This is a genomic window from Actinacidiphila guanduensis, assembly GCF_900103985.1.
GTDB lineage: Bacteria > Actinomycetota > Actinomycetes > Streptomycetales > Streptomycetaceae > Actinacidiphila > Actinacidiphila guanduensis.
Genome location: NZ_FNIE01000006.1, coordinates 1 through 22,339, shown reverse-complemented (window position 1 = coordinate 22,339; position 22,339 = coordinate 1). Strand labels below are relative to the sequence as shown.

The following is a 22,339-nucleotide window of genomic DNA, read 5'->3' as shown; positions in this document are numbered from 1 at the left end:
CGGGGACGTCGGACGCCGGTGGCCGCCGGGGCGTCGGGGACGCGCATCCGTGCGGCACTCGTTCAGACAGTCGAGCCCGGCGAACGGTTGCCTGACGCATCCGATTCAAAGGGGAGATGAGCGGATGTTCACCCAGGTTTAACGAAGAGCCGCCATGAGGCGGTCAGATCCCCTCCGGTACGGCGGTGTGCGTGACGCGCTCCTCCTCCTTGCGGCGGGCCAGGCCCTCCGCCGGGAGCCTGTCGAGGTGGCGGCACAGGACGACGGACGCCCCCGCCGCAAGGGGTGCCAGCAGCCCGGCGGCCAGGCCGTCCCAGCTCCCGTAGGGCAGACCGGACAGCAGCCGCGAGCCGGGCTCCAGGCCGAGTGCCTCGGCCTGCGAGCGGGCCCGGGTCACGACCTCGCCGGCCGTCAGCACACCCTCGCCGGGCAGTTCGAGCGCGGGTGCCTGCGGACCGACCGGCTCGTAGGGGACGAACCGGTCGCCCTGGCCCGGTACGTCCACCGCGTAGTCCGCGAACCCCCGCGGCGGCTGCGGGAACCGGCCGCCCAGCGGCCGCAGCGCCAGTGCCACCCGCTCGCCCCGGCAGGCCAGCGCCTCCTCCAGGGTGTCGGGGCCGCTCACCACGAGGTCCGCGCGGGCCGGGTCGCCGCCCGGGACGGCGACCACGCCCGTGGAGAAGGCGGCCAGCAGCCACACCGCGGTCTGCCAGTGAGCGGGCAGGAGCAGCGCGACCCGGTCGCCGGGCTGGGCACCCAGGTCGTCCTGCAGCAGGTTGGAGGTCTTGGCCACCCAGTTGGCGAACGTCGCCACCGACAGTTCGACCCGCTCGCCGGTCGCGTCGTCGTAGAAGGTGATCAGCGGGCGGCCCGGGTCGCTGCGGACGGCGTCGGCGAGCAGACCTGCGGGAGTCGGGGCACTGGACGTCACGGCGGCCAGGCTACCCGCACCGCTTCCGGGCCTCGCGGTCGCACGACGCGCCTGACGGGTAGTCAGGTCATGGTTCATCGGGTTTACGGCTTATGCCACTATCTTCCCCATGCGCGCACACCCTGCCTCCGAGGCCGGCTCCGACGACACCAGCCGCCGTCCCGCGGCCGAAGCGATCCTCCTGGTCGGCGGCAAGGGCACCAGACTGCGCCCGCTCACCGTACACACCCCCAAGCCGATGATCCCCGCCGCGGGGGTGCCCTTCCTCACCCATCAGCTCGCGCGGGCCCGGGCGGCGGGCGTCGAGCACATCGTGATGGCCACCTCCTACCTCGCCGAGGTCTTCGAGCCGCACTTCGGCGACGGCTCCGCGCTCGGCCTGCACCTGGAGTACGTCACGGAGACCGACCCGCTCGGCACCGGCGGCGCCCTGCGCAATGTCGCCCACCGGCTGCACTCGGCCCCCGGCGAGCCCGTCCTGGTCTTCAACGGCGACATCCTCACCGGCCTGGACATCGCCTCCCTGGTGGCCACCCACCGCGCCAGCGGCGCCGACGTCTCCCTGCACCTCACCCGCGTCGACGACCCGCGCGCCTTCGGTCTGGTGCCCACCGACCCCGGCGGCCGCGTCACGGCCTTCCTGGAGAAGCCGCAGACGCCCGAGGAGATCGTCACCGACCAGGTCAACGCCGGCGCCTACGTCTTCACCCGCTCCCTCCTGGACGCCATCCCCGCCGGGCGCCCGGTGTCCGTCGAGCGCGAGACGTTCCCCGGGCTGCTCGCCGAGGGCGCCCACCTGCAGGGCATGGTCGACTCCACCTACTGGCTCGACCTCGGCACCCCCCAGGCGTTCGTCCGCGGCTCGGCCGACCTCGTCCTGGGCCGCGCCCCCTCCCCGGCGGTGCCCGGGCGGCGCGGCGAGCGGCTGGTGCTGCCCGGCGCCCGGGTCGCCGAGGACGCCAAGCTCTTCGGCGGCACCTCGGTGGCCGCGGGCGCGGTCGTCGGCGCGGGCGCGCACGTCGAGGGCAGCACCGTCCTGGCCGGCGCCCGGATCGACCCGGACGCCGTCGTGCGCGACAGCCTGATCGGCGCCGGCGCCCACATCGGCAGCCGGACCGTGCTCGACGGCGTGGTGGTCGGGGACGGCGCCTTCGTGGGGGCGGACAACGAACTGCTGCACGGGGCCCGGGTGTGGTGCGACGCGCGCCTGGAGGCGGGGTCGGTGCGGTTCTCCTCCGACGAGTAAGGGCGCGGGCGCCCGCCGCCATGGAGGCGAGGCAGCTGCGCCTTCCGGGGCGGTGCCATGGCGGCTTGCGGAGTGGCTTGTCCGTCATGCGGCTTGAGCGGCGGCTTCTGCGACGCGGTCCGGGGGCGCCAGGGTGGCGGGGCCGGGCCGTACTCAGGGATGCGCGGTCGAGGCCGTGCCCAGGGTGGCGCGATCGGGCCGGTAACCCGGGGATGCGCGGTCGAGGCCGTGCCCAGGGTGGCGCGATCGGGCCGGTACCCGGGGATACGCGATCGGGGCCGTGCCCCCGGCCGCGCAGGCCGGCGTCCTGGGCGCCCGGGCGCTCATGTGCCGTCCGAGGCCCTGTGACGCGGGGCGGCCGGTAGGCTCGCCGCGTGCCCCAGGAAGCCGTCGCCCCCCGAGCCGCCCCCGCCCCGGCGGGTACGCGGACGTGGGTGCCCGACGGCCCGCTGGACGTGCGCCGCACCCTGATGCCGCTGCGCCGGGGCGGCGGCGACCCGACCTTCCGCATCACCCCCGACGGCACGGTGTGGCGGGCCAGCCGCACCCCCGAAGGGCCCGGCACGCTGCGCCTGACCGGCAGCCCCGCGGCGGTCGAGGGCACCGCCTGGGGCCCCGGCGGCAAGTGGCTGCTGGACGCGATGCCCGCGCTGCTCGGCGCGGAGGACGACCCGACAGCCTTCGTGCCGCGCCACCGCGTCGTGCACGCGGCCCACCGGCGCCACCCGGGCCTGCGCCTGACCCGCACCGGACTCGTCCTGGAATCCCTGATCCCCTCCGTGCTGGAGCAGAAGGTCACCACCATCGAGGCGTACCGCGCTTGGCGGCTGCTCGTGCTCAAGCACGGCGAGGCGGCACCGGGTGTCCAGGGCAGCGACGCCCCTCGCGGCATGCGCGTCATGCCGGCCCCGCGGGAATGGGCGCGGGTGCCCTCCTGGGACTGGCGCGGCGCCGGGGTGGACAACAAGCGGGCCTCCACCGTCCTGCGGGCCGTACGCGTCGGCGCCCGCCTGGACACCCTTGCCGCCCGCTCCGCCGAGGACGCCTCGGCCCTGCTCCAGACGCTCCCCGGCATCGGCCCCTGGACGGCCGCAGAAACCCTCCAGCGCAGCCACGGCGCCCCCGACGCGGTCACCGTGGGCGACCTCCACCTGCCGCACCACATCGGCTACGCCCTCACCGGGGAGCGCCGCAGCGACGACGAGACGATGCTGCGCCTGCTCGCCCCCTACGACGGCCAGCGGCACCGGGCGACCCGGCTCATCCTGCTCGCCTCGCCGCCCCCGCCGCGGCAGGCCCCCCGCCTGGGCCCGCCCGCGCACCGCTGAGCACCTGCGCGACGCCGGGCCTTCGCCGCGGAAGGGCCGGCGAGGGGCCGCACTGTGCTCAGTCCCAGGGCGCCCGGCCCGGTCGCCCACGGTGCCGAACGCGCGCCCCAGGCCGTCAGCGCACCGCCAGGAACGGCTCTGCGGGCCGCTCGGGCCGCGGGCCCGGCGCGGAGGCGGCCCGGCCGATGGCGACCGTGCCGAGCGGGTCCCAGGACTCCGGCAGGTCCAGCACCTCGCGCACCACGTCCCGGCAGAAGAGCGAGGAGGACACCCACGCCGAGCCCAACTGCTCGCCCGCCAGCGCCACGAGGAAGTTCTGCACGCCGGCGCCCGCCGACACCAGGAACATCTCCCGCTCGGCGGCGGCCCGGCGCGCGTCCGGGTAGGGGTGCGCGCCCTCGGCGACCAGGCAGGGCACCGCGAGGTAGGGCGCCTTGCGCAGCACGTCGCCCCGGCGCAGCCGCTTGGCCACGCTTGCCTCGGAGAAGCCGTCGCCGCGCAGGTCCGCCGCCCAGGCGTCGCGCATGGCGTCCAGATAGCGCTCGCGTACCCGCGGGCTCTCCAGGAGCACGAACCGCCAGGGCGTGGTGTGGTGCGGCGCGGGCGCGGTGACCGCGAGCGCCACCGCCCGCCGTACCGCCTGCGGGTCCACCGGGGCGTCGGTGAACTCCCGTACCGTGCGCCGCAAGGAGACCGCCTCCCGCACCGCCTCCGAGGTGCCCAGCCGGAACATGTCGTTGGCCGCGGACCGCACCAGTGCCCGCGCGCCCGTGTCCGCCGCAGGGGAGACGGACGCGCCGGCCTCCTGTGTGGCGGGCCGCGCATGCTGCTCCGCCACCTGGGTGCCGGAGCCGTCCGCCGCCATGGCGTCGACAGGGTCCGCCGCCAGGGCGCCTGACGCTTCGTCAGCGACGGTGTCGGGTGTGTTCAGCACCAGATCGGCCAGGCCGCGCACCACCGCGACGGGCACCCCGCTCGCCTTGCCCTTCACCAGCTCGGCGGCGGCGGCGAGTTCGTCGGCGAGGGCGGTGACCGTGACGTTCAGCGGGTTCCCGTGGCTGTCCACGCCGCCCCGCAGGTCGTCGAGCACCCGCACACCGGCGGCGCCGATCGCCACGTCGGTCAGCCCCTCGCGCCAGGGCCGCCCGAAGGTGTCGGTCACCAGGACGCCCACCCGCACGCCGAACGCCTCGCGCAGCCCCTGCCGGATCCGGCGGGCCGAGCCGTCGGGGTCCTCCGGCAGCAGCAGGACGGTGCCCGCGGGGGTGTTGGAGGCGTCCACGCCCGCCGCGGCCATCACGAAGCCGTGCCGGGTCTCCACGATCCGGGTCGTGCCGCGCCGGGCGACCAGCCGCACGGCCTCGGCGTCGATGGCGGCCTCGCGGTCGTCCGCCCGCACCATCCGCCCCTCGGCTTTGCTGACGATCTTCGAGGTGACCACGACCACGTCGCCGTCGGCGAGTTCGACCCCGGTGGCGGCGATCAGCTTCGCGATGTCCGCCCCGGGCTGCACCTCGCCGATGCCGGCGACGCCGAACACCTCGTAGCGCGGCGCCTGCCCCGCCGTGCCCGTCCGCCCCGTCACGCCCGCACCTCCTCGGCCAGCGCCAGCGCCTCACGCGCCATCTGCGCGGTCGCCTCCACGCTCTCCATCAGCAGCGGCACGGCCCGGCAGCGGATGCCGGCGGCCTCGACCTCCGGCGCCGCGGCGGCGTCCACGGTGTCGACCAGCCAGCCGTCCAGCAGCCCGCTGCCGTAGTGCGTGGCGACGGCGGCCGCGGTGGACTCCACACCCACGGCGGCCAGCACCTTGTCGGCCATGCCGCGCACAGGCGCGTCACCGACGATGGGGGACAGGCCCACCACCGGCACCCCGGCGTCGGCGATGGCCTCGCGGATGCCCGGCACGGCGAGGATGGTGCCGATGCTCACCACCGGGTTGGAGGGCGGGAAGAGGATCACGTCGGCCTCGCCGATCGCCTCCAGGACGCCGGGCGCGGGCTTGGCGCCCTCCGCCCCCACCGGGACCACGGCGTGCGCCGGCACCGAGGCGCGCAGCCGCACCCAGTACTCCTGGAAGTGCACCGCCTTGCGCTCGCCGTCGAGTTCGACCAGCACATGGGTCTCGACCCGGTCGTCGGACATCGGGATGAGGCGCACCCCGGGCTGCCAGCGCGCGCACAGCGCCTCGGTGACGGCGCTGAGCGGATAGCCGGCGCCGATCATCTGGGTGCGGACGATGTGCGTGGCGAAGTCGCGGTCGCCCAGGCCGAACCACTCCGGCCCGACGCCGTAGGCGGCCAGCTCCTCCTTGACGGCGAAGGTCTCCTCCGCGCGGCCCCAGCCCTGCTCCTCGTGGATGCCGCCGCCGAGGGTGTACATCACGGTGTCCAGGTCCGGGCACACCTTCAGCCCGAACAGGTGAATGTCGTCTCCCGTGTTGCCGACGACGGTGATCTCCGCCTCCGGCGCCGCTGCCTTGAGGCCGCGCAGGAAGCGCGCTCCTCCGATACCTCCGGCCAGAACCACGATTCGCATGGCCCCAGTCTGGCAGCCCGCCCGCCGGGACCGGCGCCTACGCCTGCGCGTGCGACCGGGCCCCGCTCTCCTGCCCGGCGAGCGCGCCCGGTGTGCAGGCGGACCGGTCGTAGGGAGTCATCTCGGTGAGCCCGGGGAAGTAGACGTGCAGGCTGACCGCGCCCTCCAGCGACTCGTTGGCCACCTCGTGGACGTAGCCGGGGCCGAACGCCCGCTGCCGGCCCGGGGACAGGGCGCGGCGGGTCTCGCCCCGGGCGGTGAGCGCGCGCTCGTGGAGCGTGCCGTCCAGGACGGTGAGCACCCCGCTGGATCGCCCGTGGTCGTGCAGCCCGCTGGTCTGGCCGGGCAGCCAGCTCAGCAGCCACACCTCGTAGCCGGGGCCGGTCTGCAGGCGCGCGTACCAGCGGGTGGCGGCGTCGTAGCGGACCAGGGGGGCCCAGCGGGCGCGGTCGGCGGCGATGGCGCGGGCGAGCCCGGCGAACTCCGCCACGGTGACCGGGTGCCGGGGCACCGGGGGGAGGAGGTGGAGCAGGTCGAGGGGGTCGCCGGCGATGGAGACGTCGGAGTTCATGGAAGTGGGTGTTCCTCGCGGGTGCGCATGGAGCGGGCGGGGCCGGGGGCCGGGTCACTCCGATCGCGGGAACGCGTCGGGCCGGGCGCCGGGCGGGGTCAGCGGCAGCGGCGGGAACAACAACAGCTCTGCGCGAGCGCGACGCAGCAGAACCCGCGGCGGCGGGTCCGGAAGGGCGCGAAGGGCTCGGCGGACATGGATCAAGCAGACCCTGCCCGCAAGTCGGCTGTCAACTCGATGCCCGGTATGTCGCGCAGGTTCACCTGATCCGGCAACCTCCGACGCTGAAAGGTTTGCCCCCGCGAAGGTGCGGATAGGAGGTGCCGCATCCGTGCAGATCCGATGGAGATCGGATTCCGGTCTGGGAGAACGCGCCGCCGAGTGTGACGTTGGACTTCTGTGATCGAAATGTGATCCGCAGCGCTTCACCCGATCGGGCGGAACGCCCCGCGTCGCCACTGCGTCTGACGGGACGTGAGCGTTTGACCGGTGGGACCTCGGTTGACGGATGCAGGCGGTTGGGCCGATATCAACACTATCTGTCACGTCTTGGTTCAGCGGAGTGAATAACGGGCCCAATAGCAGATCTCGGCTTGACTGGCTCGGATCGGCACACTTGTAATTTCACTCGTGTCGTTTCCACCGCACGTCCCCGACGCGGCGGCGGAGGGCAGCATCACGGGGAAGCACGACAGACAGGGGCGCGCATGACCGAGCAGTTCCAGTTGCTGCTGGCCGAGGAGGCCGACGAGGAACTCGGCTGGCAGGAGCGCGCGCTGTGTGCGCAGACCGACCCCGAATCCTTCTTCCCCGAGAAGGGCGGCTCGACCCGCGAGGCCAAGAAGGTCTGCCTCGCCTGCGAAGTCCGCTCCGACTGCCTGGAGTACGCCCTTGCCAACGACGAGCGCTTCGGCATCTGGGGCGGCCTGTCCGAGCGCGAGCGCCGGCGGCTGAAGAAGGGCGTCGTCTGATCCACGCCCGGTCCGATCCGGCCGCAGTTGCACCCGGCAGCGCCCGAAAACCCCCTGATCACGGCCCGTCTCCCGTGCCCCCGCGCACGGCAGGCGGGCCGCCGTCGTCCCCGCACCCGGACGGCCGCACCGGTATGAGCCGTTAGTGTGGGGGGCCGTCCAAGATGCCTACCCCGCCCACGGCGGGTCCGCGCATCCACCGCAGTCCAGCGAACCGGGGCCCGAACCTCGATGTCCGTGAACAGCCCAGCACCGGCCGCACAGCAGGCCGGGCTCCCTGAGTTCCCGCGCCACGTCGTCACCGCCGTGCTGGTCGCCCACGACGGCGCGCGCTGGCTGCCCAAGGCCCTGCAGGGCCTCCTGGTGCAGGACCGCCCCGTCCAGGACGTCATAGCCGCGGACACCGGCAGCGCCGACGACTCCGCCCGCCTGCTCGCCGACGCCCTCGGCGACCAGCGCGTGCTGCACCTGGCCCGCCGCACCGGCTTCGGCGCCGCCGTCGACGAGGCGGTCCGCACCGCCCCCGTCCTCACCGCCGAGGACGTGCCCTACCTGGAGCGCCACGGCGGCTGGGACCCGGCCACCCGCAGCTGGAACGACGACGGCTACGACACCCCCGCCCGCCCGCACGGCGACCCGGTGCACTGGCTGTGGCTGCTGCACGACGACTGCGAACCCGAGCCCGACGCCCTGGCCGCGCTGCTGCGCACCGCCGAGGCGAGCCCGAGCGCCGCGATCATCGGCCCCAAGCTGCGCAGCTGGTACGACCGCCGCCAGCTCCTCGAAGTCGGCGTCAGCATCGCCCGCAGCGGCCGCCGCTGGACCGGCCTGGAGCGCCGCGAACAGGACCAGGGCCAGCACGACCAGGTCCGCCCGGTGCTGTCGGTCTCCTCCGCGGGCATGCTGGTGCGGCGCGACGTCTGGGAGGAGCTGGGCGGATTCGACCGCCGGCTGCCCCTGATGCGCGACGACGTCGACTTCTGCTGGCGTGCCCAGTCCGCCGGCCACACCGTCCTGATCGCCCCCGACGCCGTGATGCGCCACGCCGAGGCCGCCTCCAGGGAGCGCCGCCCCGTCGACTGCGCCGGACGCTCGGCGGTCAACCCGCACCGCGTCGACAAGGCCGGTGCCGTCTACACCCTGCTGGCCAACACCCGCGGCCCGCTGCTGCCCTACGTCGCCCTGCGCGTGGTGGTCGGCACCCTGCTGCGCACCCTGGCCTACCTCGTCGGCAAGGTGCCCGGCCAGGCCGTGGACGAGATCGTCGGCCTGCTCGGCGTCCTGCTGCGGCCGGGCCGCCTGCTGGCCGCCCGCAGACGCCGCGGCCGCGGCACCGTACCGCCCTCGGAACTGCGGCCGCTCTTCCCGCCGCCCGGCGCGACCGTACGCGCCACCGTCGACCAGGTGGTCAGCAACTTCTCCGGCCGCGCCGACGCCGCCACCGCCGCGGTCGGCCGCCATGGCGGCGCGGTCGAGTCGGGGCCGGGCGACGAGGACGGCGACTTCCTGGAGATCGAGCAGTTCGCACGGATCAAGCGCATCGCCCGCAAACCGGGACCGGTGCTCTTCGCCGTCCTGCTCGTGGTCTCCTTCGCCGCCTGCCGCAGCCTGCTCGGCGGCGGCGCCCTCTCCGGTGGCGCGCTGCTGCCCGCCGACCCGGGCGCCTCCGACCTGTGGGACACCTACGCCGGCTCCTGGCACGCCCTGGGCACCGGCGGCACCCAGGCCGCGCCTCCTTACCTCGCGGTCCTCGCGCTCTTCGCCACCGTGCTGTTCGGCTCCACCGGCCTGACGCTGACGCTCTTCCTGGTCGCCTCCGTGCCCCTGTCCGGCGTCACCGCCTACTTCGCCTCGCGCCCCCTGGTGGAGTCCCGGCTGCTGCGCGCCTGGGCGTCGGTCGCCTACGCCTTCCTGCCCGCGGCCACCGGCGCCCTGGCCGCGGGCCGCCTGGGCACCGCGGTCCTGGCGATCCTGCTGCCCCTGATGGCCCGCGCGGCCGCGGCCGCCGCCGGGCTCCAGCTCGGCGACGCCGCCATAGAACGCGGGGTGCGGCCCGGCTGGCGCTCCACCTGGGCGCTGGCCCTGATGCTCACCTTCACCACCGCGTTCACCCCCGTCACCTGGCCGATCGCCCTGGTGCTCGCTGCGGTCGCGCTCGCCTGGCGCCTGGCGCGCGGTCAGAGCGCCCTGCTCGCGCCGCTCCTGATGCGCTGGGCCGCCCTCCTGGTCACGCCGATGGTGCTCCTGGCGCCCTGGTCGCTGACGCTCCTCTCGCACCCCGGGCGGATGCTCAACGAGGCCGGGCTCCCCTACAGCACCAAGACCGCCTCCGGTGTCGACCTGCTCCTGCTCAGCCCCGGCGGCCCCAAGGCGTCCGGCGGCTTCCTGCTCATCGGCGTGGTGCTGGCCGCGCTCGCCGCCCTGATGCGTGGCACCCGCCGCACCGCTATCACCGCCGCCTGGGCCGCGGCCGTCACCGGACTGCTCTTCGCCGTGATCGAGAACGGCAAGGACTGGGCAGGCCCCGCCACTCTGGTGTACGGCCTCGCCCTGTTGGCGGCCGCCGCCATAGGCGCCGAGGGCGCCAACGAGCGCATCGCCGCCAGCGGTTTCGGCTGGCGCCAGCCGGTGGCGGGCCTGATCGCCCTGGCCGCTGCCGCGGCCCCCGTCCTCGCCGCCTTTACCTGGATGGTCGACGGCGCCGACGGCCCCCTGGAGCGCCGCGACCCCCAGCAGGTGCCCGCCTTCGTCGCAGAGGAGGCCACCACCGGCGACCAGCCGCGCACCCTGGTGCTCAACGGCACCGAGGCCCACGTCGGCTACGCGCTGGTGCGCGGCTCCGGTGTCCGCATCGGTGACGCCGAACTCGCCGCCGAGGCCGCGCCCGACCACGCCCTGGACTCCGTGGTGGCCAACCTGGTGGCCGGCTCCGGCGCCGACCAGGGCAGCCGCTTGGCCGGCTACGCCGTCCGCTACGTCCTCGCCCAGAAGGGCGCCCCCCGCTCCTTCGGCCGCGTCCTGGACAGCACCCCCGGCCTCTCGCGCGTCAGCCAGGCCGACGGCAGCGAGCTGTGGCGCGTGGACGCCCCCGTCTCCCGGATGACGATCATCAGCAAGGGCGCCGCCCCCATCGGTGTCGCCTCCGGCCGCGTCCAGGCGCACACCAAGGTGCCGGCCGGGCCCGCCGGGCGGCAGTTGCGCCTGGCCGACAGCGCCGCGCCCGGCTGGCACGCCAGCCTCGACGGCAAGGCGCTCACCCCCGTCACCCTGGACGGCTGGGCCCAGGGCTTCGAACTGCCCTCCTCCGGCGGCAAGCTGGACGTCGGGTACAACGAGCCGGTCACGCACATCGGCTGGCTCGGCATCCAGGCGTTCCTGCTGCTCGTGGTGGTCGTGCTCGCGCTGCCCGGCCGCCGCCGCGAGATCGACGACGACCTGCCCGACGCCGAGGGCGCCGCCGCCGCGGACATCCCCGCCCAGGCCGGCGAGGGCCGCCGTGCCCGCCGCCTGCAGGCCGCGGCCGACGCGGAGGCGGCAGCCGCGGCAGCCGACGACCCCGCGGAGGCCGGGCAGCCCCCTGCCGAGGTCCCCGGCCCCCGCAGGGAGGACGACCCGGACTACGGCGCCCAGCCCGCCTACGAGGGCGCCCAGGCCCCTTACGACCCCGAGGCCGACCCGGCCGGGTACGACCCCTACGCGGGTCCGCCCGCAGAAGGCCCGGACGGCTACGGCTACCAGGGGACGGGCTACCAGGAGGGCGCCTACCAGGAGGGCGGCTACGACCCCGCCTATGCCCAGAACGCCCCCGGCTGGGAGAACGCCGAGGGCTACCCGCCCGCGCCCGGCTACGAGGGCCAGTACGAGGCGTACGGCTACCCGCCCCAGCCCCCCGGCTACGCCCCCTACCCGCCCGGTGAGGACGGCCAGGGCGGCCAGGGCTACGAGCAGGGCTACGGCGAGCAGCAGTACCCCGAGCAGCCCTACGACCCCAACGCCTACGGCGGCGCGGCCCCGTACCACCCAGAAGGCGACCAGCGCCGCGACGGGAGCGACTACCAGTGAACCGGAGCACCATCTCCCTGGCCGCGGGCGCCGCCGCACTCGTCGCCCTGACCGGCGCGGCGTCCCTGACCGGCGGCAGCAGCTCCGACGCCGCGCCCGCCACCGCCGCTGCCCAGCTGCCGGTCCAGCGCAGCACCCTGCTGTGCCCGGAGCCCTCGCCCTCGGAGTTCGCTCAGACCACGTACACCTCGTTCACCCCCCAGGGCACCGGCTCCGGCACGGGCAGCGCCACCCTGGTGCCCGCGACCGCCAAGCCCAAGCCACTCAAGCCGCTGACGGCCACCGGCAAGCCGGCCACCTCCACGAACAACAAGGCGGGCGCCCCCGCCCTGATCGGCAACGCCGAGGGCGCCTTGGCGCCGGGCTGGACCGTCCAGCAGACCACCACGGTGACCGACGGGCCCGGACGCGGCCTGCTCGGCCTGTCCTGCGTCGCCCCGGACACCGACTTCTGGTTCCCCGGCGCCAGCACCAAGGACGACCGCCAGGACTACGTCGACCTGGTCAACCCCGACGAGACCCCCGCCGTCGTGGACATCGAGCTCTACGGCCCGAACGGCGCCCTGAAGACGGCCACGGCCGACGGCATCACCGTCCCCGGCGACAGCTCCAAGCCGGTGCTGCTGTCCACCCTGGTCGCCGAGAAGGAGACCGACCTGACGGTGCACGTGGTGGCCCGCAGCGGCCGGGTCGGCGCCGCCGTCCAGGCGACCGACACCACCAAGGGCACCGACTGGCTGGCACCCGCCGCCGAGCCCGCCACCAGCCTCGTCCTGCCGGGAATCCCCAAGGACGCCACCGACGTGCGCCTGGTCGCCTATGCGGCCGGCTCCGACGACGCCGACCTCACCTTGAAGCTCGCCACCTCCACCGGCTCGATCGTCCCGGCCGGCCACGAGACGCTGCACGTCAAGAGCGGGATGACGGTGGGGGTCGACCTGGGGGACGTCACCAAGGACGACGCCGGCTCCCTGCTGATCGGCTCCAGCACGGTGCACCAGGCGGTGCCCGTGGTCGCTGCCCTGGTGGTCACCCGCGGCAAGGGCAGCGACCAGGAGATCGCCTTCCTGCCCGCGACCCCTGCGATCGGCAAGCGCGGCACCGTCGCCGACAACCGCGCCAAGGGGTCCACGCTCTCGCTGACCGCCGTCGGCCAGGACGCCAGTGTGAGGATCACCTCTTCTGCGGGATCCACCGGCGGCAGCGCCGCCACCAAGACGGTCACGGTCAAGGCGGGCACCACCACGGCACTGACGCCCCCGCAGCCGTCCGGTCTCAAAGGGGGCTACGCCGTGACCGTCGAGCGCCTCTCAGGCGGTCAGCTCTACGCCTCCCGGACGCTGGCACTCCCGCAGAACGGTGTGCCGATGTTCACGATCCAGCCGATCCCCGACGACCGGAGCACTGTCGCGGTGCCCAAGGCGCACACCGACCTGCGCATCCTGGAGCCCTGACACGGCCGACGGCTGAGCGCCCCGGACCTCGCGCCCCAGGTGCTCAGCCCCGCTCCTCCCCGCTCAGTCCTCGCCGTACTTGGGGTCGACGTTCTCCGGGGACAGACCCAGCAACTCGGCGACCTGCTCCACGACCACCTCGTGCACCAGCAGGGCCCGCTCGTCGCGGCTCTTGGCGCGGATCTCCACCGGCCGCCGGTAGATCACGATGCGGCTCGGCCGGTCCTTCGCCGCGCCGATCAGCCGCCCCAGCGGCACCGGGTCGCCGTCGGCGGGCTGCCCGTCCTGCGGCCACGGCACGTCCTGGACGGCGAACTCCACGTCGGCGAGCTGCGGCCAGCGCCGCTCCAGGCGGTCGGCCGCGTCGCGCACCAGGTCGTCGAAGGCGTCGGCGCGGCTGAGCGCGAGCGGCACCTGCGGGGGCGCGATCGGTCCGCGCATCCCGCGGCCGTGCCGGTCGCGCCGCCGCGGCCCGGGTGCGGGCGTGGGGGCGGAGGTGGGGGTCGAGCTGTCCATCAGCGTGAGCCTAGTCCTCGCGGGAGGTGCGCACAGCAGGGCGCCTGCCGCCTTGCCGCGCGCCCGCCCCCGAACGAGCGAACCCGCGCACCGTCGGGGTTCCCCGCAGGTCTCGTTCAGGTCTCTTCGCGGTCTTCGTCCAAGCGCTGCCGGCGGGCGGGGGGATGGCTTCCGGCCACAGCGGTGACGGAAATCCGCCACGTAGCATATGAAGCCGCTGCTCGGGAGGGCCCTACCCGAAGCGTTACTCTCGGTACTGGCTCGCGGGCCCGAAAAAGTCGCCGCAGGTCAGCGCCACGGCACCGGCAAATGGCGTGTTTCGGCCCGCCGCACGACACGACCGGGTGACCTGGCGGAGAGTCGTCGCGGCCCGCTCAAGAGTGCGGTACCGTCCAACCTCGTGAGCCCTGTACGTCGCTGTTCGCGCACCGCTTGCGGCCGACCCGCCGTCGCGACGCTGACGTACGTCTACGCGGACTCCACGGCCGTCCTCGGGCCGCTCGCGACCTACGCCGAGCCGCACTGCTACGACCTGTGCTCCGAGCACTCCGAGCGGCTGACCGCCCCGCGCGGCTGGGAGGTCGTCCGCCTGGCCACCGACGCCGGCCCGGTCCGCCCCAGCGGCGACGACCTCGAAGCGCTCGCCAACGCCGTCCGCGAGGCCGCCCGCCCCCAGGACCGCGCCCAGGGCGCCGCCGCCCGCGACATCGACCCGCTCGAGGTCGCCCGCCGCGGCCACCTGCGCGTGCTGCGCTCGCCCGAGTCGTAGGCCCCTGCGCACGGATTCACCGGGGTCGTCCGGGCTCCTCGGATAGGTTGTCCCGTACCGAGCCGCAGGGACCGTCCAACAGGGGTGTGCAGTGTCCGACTTGTCGCAGATCGTCAAGGCGTACGACGTACGCGGCGTCGTCCCCGACCAGTGGGACGAGCCGCTCGCCGAGATCTTCGGCGCCGCCTTCGCCACGGTCACCGGCGCCTCCGCGGTAGTCGTCGGGCACGACATGCGCCCCTCCTCGCCCGGCCTGTCCCGCGCCTTCGCGCGCGGCGCCGCCTCCCGCGGCGCGGACGTCACCGAGATCGGGCTGTGCTCCACCGACGAGCTGTACTTCGCCAGCGGCCACCTCGACCTGCCCGGCGCGATGTTCACCGCCAGCCACAACCCGGCCCGCTACAACGGCATCAAGATGTGCCGGGCCGGCGCCGCCCCCGTCGGCCAGGACACCGGACTCGCCGACATCCGCGCGCTGGCCGAGCAGTGGTCGGCCGGCGGCCTGCCTCCCGGCGCGCCCACGGCCGGCACCATCACCTCGCGCGACGTCCTGCACGACTACGCCGGCTTCCTGCGCTCCCTGGTCGACCTGTCCGGCATCCGCCCGCTGAAGGTCGTGGTGGACGCGGGCAACGGCATGGGCGGCCACACCGTCCCCACCGTCCTGGACGGCCTGCCCCTGGACCTGGTGCCGATGTACTTCGAGCTCGACGGCACCTTCCCCAACCACGAGGCCAACCCGCTCGATCCGAAGAACCTGGTCGACCTGCAGGCCAAGGTGCGCGAGACCGGGGCCGACCTCGGGCTCGCCTTCGACGGGGACGCCGACCGCTGCTTCGCCGTGGACGAGCGTGGCGAACCCGTCTCGCCCTCCGCCGTCACCGCCCTGGTCGCCGCCCGCGAACTGGCCCGCAACCCCGGCGCCGTGATCATCCACAACCTGATCACCTCCCGTTCCGTACCCGAGGTCGTCGCCGAGCACGGCGGCACCGCGGTGCGCACCCGCGTCGGCCACTCCTTCATCAAGCAGCAGATGGCCGCCACCGGCGCCGTCTTCGGCGGCGAGCACTCCGCGCACTACTACTTCCGCGACTTCTGGAACGCCGACACCGGCATGCTCGCCGCACTCCACCTGCTGGCCGCGCTCGGCGGCCAGCAGGGCCCGCTGTCCGCCCTCGTCGCGGCCTACGACCGCTACGCCTCCTCCGGCGAGATCAACAGCACCGTCGCCGACCAGGCCGGGCGCACCGCCGCGGTCCGCGCCGCCTTCGAGGGGCAGGAGGGCGTCACCTTCGACGAACTCGACGGGCTGACCGTCGCCGCCGCCGACTGGTGGTTCAACCTGCGCGCCTCCAACACCGAGCCGCTGCTGCGGCTGAACGTCGAGGCCAGCGACGCCGCAACCGTCAGCCGCCTGCGCGACCAGGTACTCGCCGTCGTCCGCGGCTGAGCCCGCCCCGCGGCCGCCCGGAGCGGCGGGCGGCCCGCGCCCCGCGCGGGCGCGGCGATAGGCTGGACGCCAGGAGAAACCACTGGTCCAGCACGCGACCCGGGCCGGCCGCGCCGCCCCACGGCACCGCGAACCGCCCGCCACCCCCAGCCGACCGCACCCGCCCGGAGGACCCGCACATGTCGCTCGTCGAACCCAGCCTGCTGGAGATCCTCGCCTGCCCGGCCTGCCACGCCCCGCTGCGCGAGGACACCGCCGAGAACGAGCTGGTGTGCACCTCCGACACCTGCGGCCTGGCCTACCCGGTGCGCGACGAGATCCCCGTCCTCCTCGTCGACGAGGCCCGCCGCCCCGCCTGACCCCAGGCATCCGCACCCGACCGGGAGGTCGTGTTGTTCGACGAGTCGCTGCTGGACGACCCCGACGCGCTCACCCGCGCCGACGCCCACGGGCTGCTGCGGAGCGCCGCCGCGGCGGGCGCGCGCGTCCGCACCGCCCTGCGGCTCGCCGAGGAGGCCGGCGTCACCGCGCTGCGGCCCGACGGGCGGCCGCGCGCCGTCCTCGTCGTCGGCAGCGGCTCCGAGGCCGAAGCCGTCGCCGACCTGGTCGCCGCCCTCGGCTCCGGCATCTGCCCGGTGGAACTCCTCACCCCCACCGGGCCCTCCCCGCAGCAGGCCCGCTGGACCCTGCCCGGCTGGGCCGGTCCGCTCGACCTGCTGATCCTGCTCTCGCCGCGCGGCACCGAGGAGGGCCTGACCGACCTGGTCGAGCAGGCGTACCGCCGCGGCTGCACGGCGGCCGCGGTCACCCCCACCGGGGCGCCCCTGGCCGAAGCCGTCGCCCAGGTCCGCGGTATGGCCCTGCCGTTCGCGACCCCCGGCGGCAACGGCTTCGAGCTGCCCGCCGACGCCCCGGACTCCGCCGACACCAGTGCCTTCTGGGCCCTGCTCACCCCGCTGCTCGCCCTCACCGGCCGCATCGGCCTGACCAGCACCCCCGTCGCGGCCCTGCACCAGGTCGCCGACCGCCTGGACGACATCGCCACCCGCTGCGGCCCCGCCGTCGCCACCTACACCAACCCGGCCAAGACGCTCGCCGCCGAACTCGACGACTCCCTGCCGCTCCTGTGGAGCCAGGGCCGCGTCGCCGCCGCCGGCGCCCGACGCTTCGCCACCGTCCTGGCCGTCCAGGCCGCCCGCCCCGCCCTGCCCGCCGAACTGCCCGCGGCCCTCGTCGCCCACGGCCCCCTCCAAGCGGGCGCCCACCCGCTCGCCGCCGACCCGGACGACTTCTTCCGCGACCGCGTCGAGGACCCCGAAGGACTCCGGCTGCGCGTCGTCCTCCTCCAGGAGGCCCCCGACCAGCCCGGCTCCGCCGCACCCGCCGCCCGCGAGCAGGCATACGCCCACGGCACCCCCCTCAGCGAGATCACCGCCCCCGGCGGCACCCCGCTCGACACCGCCGCCGAACTCCTCGCCCTCACCGACTTCGCCGCCGCATACCTGGCCGTCGCCTCGAACGAGAGACCCTGACCGGAATGAACCGCCTCACCAACACCGTCCGCCCCTACGCCTGGGGATCGACCACCGCCATCCCCGACCTCATCGGCACCGAACCCACCGGCGAACCCCAGGCCGAACTGTGGATGGGCGCTCACCCCGGCGCACCCTCCCGCATCGACCGCGGCCACGGCCCGGTCGCCCTCGACGCCGTCATCGACGCCGACCCGGCGGGCGAACTCGGCGAAGCCGCCGTCAAGCGCTTCGGCCCCCGCCTCCCCTTCCTGCTCAAGGTCCTGGCAGCCGCCGCGCCCCTGTCCGTCCAGGTCCACCCCGACCTCGCGCAGGCCCGCGCCGGCTTCGCCGACGAGGAGGCCCGCGGCATCCCCCTCGACGCCCCCGAGCGCAACTACAAGGACGCCAACCACAAGCCCGAGATGATCGTCGCCCTCACCCCCTTCGACGGGCTGTGCGGCTTCCGCCACCCCGCCGAGGCGGCCGACCTCATCGAGGCACTTGCCGTCCCCGCGCTCACCCCCTATGTCGACATCCTGCGCGCCCAGCCCGAGGACCAGGCGCTGCGCGAGGTCCTCGCCGCCGTCCTGGGCGCCGACGCGGACGCCATCGCCGAGACGGTCCACGCCGCCACCGCGTCCGCCGAACGCCTGGCCGCCGACCCCGACGGCCTCCACGCCCGGTCCTACGGCGCCTACGCCAAGGCCGCCCGCAGCTTCCCCGGCGACCGCGGCATCATCGCCGCGATGCTCCTCAACCATGTGCGCCTCCAGCCCGGCGAAGCCCTCTACCTCGGCGCCGGCGTCCCGCACGCCTACCTCGACGGCCTCGGCGTCGAGATCATGGCCAACTCCGACAACGTCCTGCGCTGCGGCCTCACCCCCAAGCACATCGACGTCCCCGAACTCCTGCGCGTCGTCCGCTTCGAGGCCGGCGACCCCGGCGTCCTGCGGCCCGAACCCACCCCCGAGGGCGAGGAGGTCTACCCCGCGCCCATCGACGAGTTCTGCCTCTCCCGGCACCTCCTCTCCACCGGCGGCCACCCGCGCACCCTGCCCGCGGGCACCCCGCAGATCCTGCTGTGCACCGACGGCGAGGCCCGCCTGCACACCACCGGCCCCAACGGCACCACCATCACTCTCAGCCGCGGCGAGTCCGCCTACGTCCCCGCCCCGGAGACCGTCGAACTCACCGGCGACGGCACCCTGTTCCGCGCCACCGTGACCGCCTGACCCGAACCCCCACACAGCGGCTGCAACAATGTCCGTCCGCAACGCCCGTACCGCCGGGGCGCGAGCCCCGGCCCACCGAGCCGACCGAAGGGACACCCACCACCTATGAGCGCGTCAGGCGGAAGCAGGGCGGTCATCGCGGCACTGAGCGCCAACCTCGCCATCGCCGCCGCCAAATTCGTGGCCTTCGCGTTCAGCGGGTCCTCCTCCATGCTCGCCGAGGGCGTCCACTCCGTGGCCGACTCCGGCAACCAGTTCCTCCTCCTCATCGGCAGCAAGAGGGCCAAACGCGCCGCCGACGACGAACACCCCTTCGGCTACGGCCGCGAACGCTACGTCTACGCCTTCCTCGTCTCCATCGTCCTGTTCTCCGTCGGCGGCATGTTCGCCCTCTACGAGGGCTACGAGAAGATCCGCCACCCGCACGCCGTGGACCACTGGTACTGGCCCGTCGGCGTCCTCGTCTTCGCGCTCCTCGCCGAGGGCTCCTCCTTCCGCACCGCCGTCAAGGAGTCCAACCACACCCGCGGCGGGGCGTCCTGGCCGGAGTTCATCCGCCGCGCCAAGGCACCCGAACTCCCCGTCGTCCTCCTGGAGGACTTCGGCGCCCTGATCGGCCTGGTCCTCGCCCTCGCCGGCGTCGGCCTAGCCCTGGCGACCGACTCCGGTGTCTGGGACGGCATCGGCACCCTGTGCATCGGCACCCTCCTCATCTGCATCGCCCTGGTCCTCGCCACCGAGACCAAGTCGCTGCTCATCGGCGAGGGAGCCGCAGCCGATTCCGTCGACCGCATCCGCGCCGCCGCCGTCGACGGCCGCACCGTCACCGGCGTCATCCACATGCGCACCCTCCACCTCGGCCCCGAGGAGCTCCTCGTCGCCGCCAAGATCGCCGTCCGCCACGACGACACCGCCGACGAGGTGGCCCGCGCCATCGACGCCGCCGAGGAGCGCATCCGGGCCGCCGTGCCCATCGCCCGCGTCATCTACCTCGAACCCGACATCTACAGCGCGGCCGCCGCAGCGGCGGGCCCCGACCCCGACCAGACCCCCGGCGGCAGGTGACCGCCACACCCTGCGCCCGATCCGCACCCCGGTGTAGCCTCGTGCGTAGCCAGACGTCGCTGCTGATGGCGGTCGGGCGGTCCCCTCGTGGCGACCGCGCGAGGGAGAGAGGGCCTCCGACGGATTGCGCTGCCGCCAGGGGACAGGTGTGTCCGCACCCTGCGACAAACCGCCCCGCCCGGTCGCGCTGAGTCCCTGTCCGCCTCGACCATCGCGAGGAGCAGCCCGCATGACCACCACCGCCACCGACTTCAAGGTCGCGGACCTCTCCCTTGCCGCCTTCGGCCGCAAGGAGATCACCCTCGCCGAGCACGAGATGCCCGGCCTGATGTCCCTCCGCAAGGAGTACGCCGACGCGCAGCCGCTCGCGGGCGCGCGCATCACCGGCTCCCTGCACATGACCGTGCAGACCGCCGTGCTCATCGAAACCCTCGTGGCGCTGGGCGCCCGGGTCCGCTGGGCGTCCTGCAACATCTTCTCCACCCAGGACCACGCGGCCGCTGCCATCGCCGTCGGCCCCGAGGGCACCCCCGACAACCCGCAGGGCGTCCCTGTCTTCGCCTGGAAGGGCGAGACCCTCGAAGAGTACTGGTGGTGCACCGAGCAGGCACTGACCTGGCCGGACGCCGCCACCGGCGGGCCGAACATGATCCTGGACGACGGTGGCGACGCCACCCTTCTGGTCCACAAGGGCGTCGAGTTCGAGAAGGCCGGCGCCGTGCCGGCCACCACCGACGAGGACAGCGAGGAGTACGGCTACATCCTCGCCCTCCTGCGCCGCACCCTGTCCGCGACCCCGCAGAAGTGGACGCAGCTGGCCTCCGAGATCCGCGGCGTCACCGAGGAGACCACCACCGGCGTGCACCGGCTGTACGAGATGCAGCAGGAAGGCACGCTTCTCTTCCCGGCGATCAACGTCAACGACGCGGTCACCAAGTCGAAGTTCGACAACAAGTACGGCTGCCGGCACTCGCTGATCGACGGCATCAACCGCGCCACCGACGTCCTGATCGGCGGCAAGGTCGCGGTCGTCTGCGGCTACGGCGACGTCGGCAAGGGCTGTGCCGAGTCCCTGCGCGGCCAGGGCGCCCGCGTCATCATCACCGAGATCGACCCGATCTGCGCCCTGCAGGCCGCGATGGACGGCTACCAGGTCGCCACGCTGGACGACGTGGTCGAGACCGCCGACATCTTCGTCACCACCACGGGCAATCGCGACATCATCATGGCGTCCGACATGCAGCGGATGAAGCACCAGGCGATCGTGGGCAACATCGGCCACTTCGACAACGAGATCGACATGGCCGGCCTCGCCAAGATCCCCGGCATCGTCAAGGAAGAAGTCAAGCCGCAGGTCCACACCTGGACCTTCCCGGACGGCAAGGCGCTGATCGTGCTCTCCGAGGGCCGTCTGCTCAACCTCGGCAACGCGACCGGCCACCCCTCCTTCGTGATGTCCAACTCCTTCACGGACCAGACGCTGGCCCAGATCGAGCTCTTCACCAAGCCCGAGGAGTACCCGATCGGCGTCTACGTGCTCCCCAAGCACCTCGACGAGAAGGTCGCCCGGCTCCACCTCGACGCGCTCGGCGTCAAGCTCACGACGCTCCGCCCGGAGCAGGCCGCGTACATCGGCGTCAAGGTCGAGGGCCCGTACAAGCCGGACCACTACCGCTACTGATCGTCGGAGCCGCACCGCGGCGTCCTTCGCCCGGCGGCGAACCGAACCACCGCGCACCGGCCCCCGTCTCGCCAGCGAGGCGGGGGCCTTGCCAGATCCCGGAACCCCACGATGCCCCGCGGCCGCTACTCGTTCCACGACACGCATGACCACACACCCCTCGGCACTGAGCACTTCCACTGCGCCACCGGCCCCTCCGGCTGGCGCTACACCGCACAGACCACGACGCCAGCCGGCGACCACGCCGGCTCCGTCGACCTCACCATCGACGAACTCGGCCGTCCCATCCGCCTCGAACTGCACGCTTCCGCATGGCAGGTCCGCGGCGCCGCTCTGGACGGCGTGACCTGGGTCAGAACCGACCCCACCGGCGAGCACGCCCAAGAAGGGAACGCACCCGCCCACGCGTTCACGGGCGTATCGCCCGCGTTCCTGATCGCGACAGCACGGCTGCTGCGCCTCGAACCGGGTGCGCCCGCCACCCGCGTACGTCTCGTGTCATTTCGGGCCCCCGTCCTCGCTCCGCTCACCGTCGACCAGTCGTGGTCGCTCCTGACCAGGACAGCACATTCCACGGACAGCGGTGAGCTGCCTGTGGATAACTTCCGAGTGGCCGACCTCGCGACGGGCGAGGAGAGCGATGTCCACATCGCCGGCGACGTGGTCCTGGCCGCACCCGGCATCGAGCTGGAGGACCTCGACACGCCCCCGTCCAGCTTCGGCTGATTTGACGCTCCCCTGGGCGGGAGGTAGGTTAGAACGGTTGTCGCGAGCCGGACTGCTCCGGCCGTGGGCAACCAAGATCCTTGCCACTTCGTACATCGAAGACACCAGACGCTCTAGCCGGGTGAAAACTCGGCGGGGCATTTGTGTCCCCGAAGTCGGGTGGTAATTCCGACTCGAAAGGGTCTGATAGAGTCGGAGACACAACGAAGGGAAAGCCCGGAGGGCGCCGGTGACGGTGGCCGATGGCAGCTTCCGTTCCTTGAGAACTCAACAGCGTGCCAAAAG

18 protein-coding genes are annotated in these 22,339 nt (G+C 74.0%); 13 read left to right on the top strand and 5 right to left on the bottom strand.

From position 1 onward, the window contains the following. Positions 1–163 precede the first annotated feature (163 nt). A complete protein-coding gene (locus tag BLR33_RS14315; RefSeq protein ID WP_093784837.1) occupies positions 164–931 on the bottom strand; it encodes a TIGR03089 family protein in 768 nt (255 codons plus the stop codon). Positions 932–1,040: 109 nt separating this feature from the next. On the opposite strand from BLR33_RS14315, the gene manB reads away from it, so the two are divergent. Together manB and BLR33_RS14305 are read left to right on the top strand one after the other, a co-directional pair. Beyond that, positions 1,041–2,177, top strand: a complete 1,137-nt coding sequence (gene manB, locus BLR33_RS14310; protein ID WP_093784836.1) for a mannose-1-phosphate guanylyltransferase — start codon at positions 1,041–1,043, stop codon at positions 2,175–2,177. 374 nt (positions 2,178–2,551) lie between these two features. After that, positions 2,552–3,505 (top strand): DNA-3-methyladenine glycosylase family protein, encoded by a 954-nt coding sequence (locus BLR33_RS14305; RefSeq protein ID WP_093784835.1) that lies wholly within the window; start codon positions 2,552–2,554, stop codon positions 3,503–3,505. A gap of 115 nt (positions 3,506–3,620) precedes the next feature. Here the strand turns inward: BLR33_RS14305 and BLR33_RS14300 are convergent, their stop codons facing one another. From BLR33_RS14300 to BLR33_RS14290, 3 genes are read right to left on the bottom strand one after another with little or no spacing between them, the layout of a single operon-like run. After that, positions 3,621–5,090, bottom strand: coding sequence for a coenzyme F420-0:L-glutamate ligase (locus tag BLR33_RS14300; protein WP_093784834.1), 1,470 nt, complete (start codon positions 5,088–5,090; stop codon positions 3,621–3,623). Further along, positions 5,087–6,043 (bottom strand): 2-phospho-L-lactate transferase, encoded by a 957-nt coding sequence (gene cofD / locus BLR33_RS14295; RefSeq protein WP_093784833.1) that lies wholly within the window; start codon positions 6,041–6,043, stop codon positions 5,087–5,089. The genes BLR33_RS14300 and cofD overlap by 4 nt, the downstream gene beginning before the upstream one ends. 37 nt (positions 6,044–6,080) lie before the next feature. Continuing rightward, entirely contained in the window at positions 6,081–6,614 is a 534-nt protein-coding gene (locus BLR33_RS14290) for a cysteine dioxygenase (protein WP_093784832.1), read from the bottom strand. A 707-nt stretch (positions 6,615–7,321) separates the two neighbouring features. Here BLR33_RS14290 and BLR33_RS14285 point away from each other — a divergent pair. The 3 genes from BLR33_RS14285 (at position 7,322) to BLR33_RS14275 (ending at position 13,101) form a co-directional block, all read left to right on the top strand. Next, positions 7,322–7,585 carry a WhiB family transcriptional regulator gene (locus tag BLR33_RS14285; RefSeq protein WP_031519519.1) on the top strand — a complete coding sequence of 88 codons (264 nt, stop codon included), beginning with the start codon at positions 7,322–7,324 and terminating at the stop codon, positions 7,583–7,585. Positions 7,586–7,816: 231 nt separating this feature from the next. Further along, positions 7,817–11,647, top strand: coding sequence for a glycosyltransferase family 2 protein (locus BLR33_RS14280; protein WP_093784831.1), 3,831 nt, complete (start codon positions 7,817–7,819; stop codon positions 11,645–11,647). Then, positions 11,644–13,101, top strand: a complete 1,458-nt coding sequence (locus BLR33_RS14275; protein ID WP_093784830.1) for a DUF5719 family protein — start codon at positions 11,644–11,646, stop codon at positions 13,099–13,101. Before BLR33_RS14280 ends, BLR33_RS14275 begins: the two co-directional genes overlap by 4 nt. A 63-nt stretch (positions 13,102–13,164) precedes the next feature. Here the strand turns inward: BLR33_RS14275 and BLR33_RS14270 are convergent, their stop codons facing one another. Continuing rightward, complete coding sequence (locus BLR33_RS14270; RefSeq protein ID WP_093784829.1) at positions 13,165–13,617, bottom strand: metallopeptidase family protein; 453 nt, start codon at positions 13,615–13,617, stop codon at positions 13,165–13,167. 349 nt (positions 13,618–13,966) lie between these two features. Between BLR33_RS14270 and BLR33_RS14265 the strand changes: the two genes are divergently transcribed. The 8 genes from BLR33_RS14265 (at position 13,967) to BLR33_RS14225 (ending at position 22,054) form a co-directional block, all read left to right on the top strand. After that, a complete protein-coding gene (locus tag BLR33_RS14265) occupies positions 13,967–14,386 on the top strand; it encodes a DUF3499 domain-containing protein (RefSeq protein WP_093785173.1) in 420 nt (139 codons plus the stop codon). A gap of 91 nt (positions 14,387–14,477) precedes the next feature. After that, complete coding sequence (locus BLR33_RS14260; RefSeq protein WP_093784828.1) at positions 14,478–15,836, top strand: phosphomannomutase/phosphoglucomutase; 1,359 nt, start codon at positions 14,478–14,480, stop codon at positions 15,834–15,836. A 179-nt stretch (positions 15,837–16,015) separates the two neighbouring features. Beyond that, positions 16,016–16,195, top strand: a complete 180-nt coding sequence (locus BLR33_RS14255) for a Trm112 family protein (RefSeq protein ID WP_093784827.1) — start codon at positions 16,016–16,018, stop codon at positions 16,193–16,195. A gap of 33 nt (positions 16,196–16,228) precedes the next feature. Beyond that, a complete protein-coding gene (locus BLR33_RS14250; protein ID WP_093784826.1) occupies positions 16,229–17,368 on the top strand; it encodes an SIS domain-containing protein in 1,140 nt (379 codons plus the stop codon). Between the two features lie 5 nt (positions 17,369–17,373). Next, on the top strand, positions 17,374–18,582 hold the full coding sequence (gene manA, locus BLR33_RS14245) for a mannose-6-phosphate isomerase, class I (protein ID WP_093784825.1): 1,209 nt from the start codon (positions 17,374–17,376) through the stop codon (positions 18,580–18,582). 105 nt (positions 18,583–18,687) lie between these two features. After that, complete coding sequence (locus BLR33_RS14240; RefSeq protein WP_093784824.1) at positions 18,688–19,647, top strand: cation diffusion facilitator family transporter; 960 nt, start codon at positions 18,688–18,690, stop codon at positions 19,645–19,647. Positions 19,648–19,876: 229 nt separating this feature from the next. Beyond that, positions 19,877–21,328 (top strand): adenosylhomocysteinase, encoded by a 1,452-nt coding sequence (gene ahcY / locus BLR33_RS14230; protein WP_093784822.1) that lies wholly within the window; start codon positions 19,877–19,879, stop codon positions 21,326–21,328. 111 nt (positions 21,329–21,439) lie between these two features. Then, positions 21,440–22,054, top strand: coding sequence for a hypothetical protein (locus BLR33_RS14225; RefSeq protein WP_093784821.1), 615 nt, complete (start codon positions 21,440–21,442; stop codon positions 22,052–22,054). The last annotated feature ends 285 nt before the right edge of the window (positions 22,055–22,339 follow it).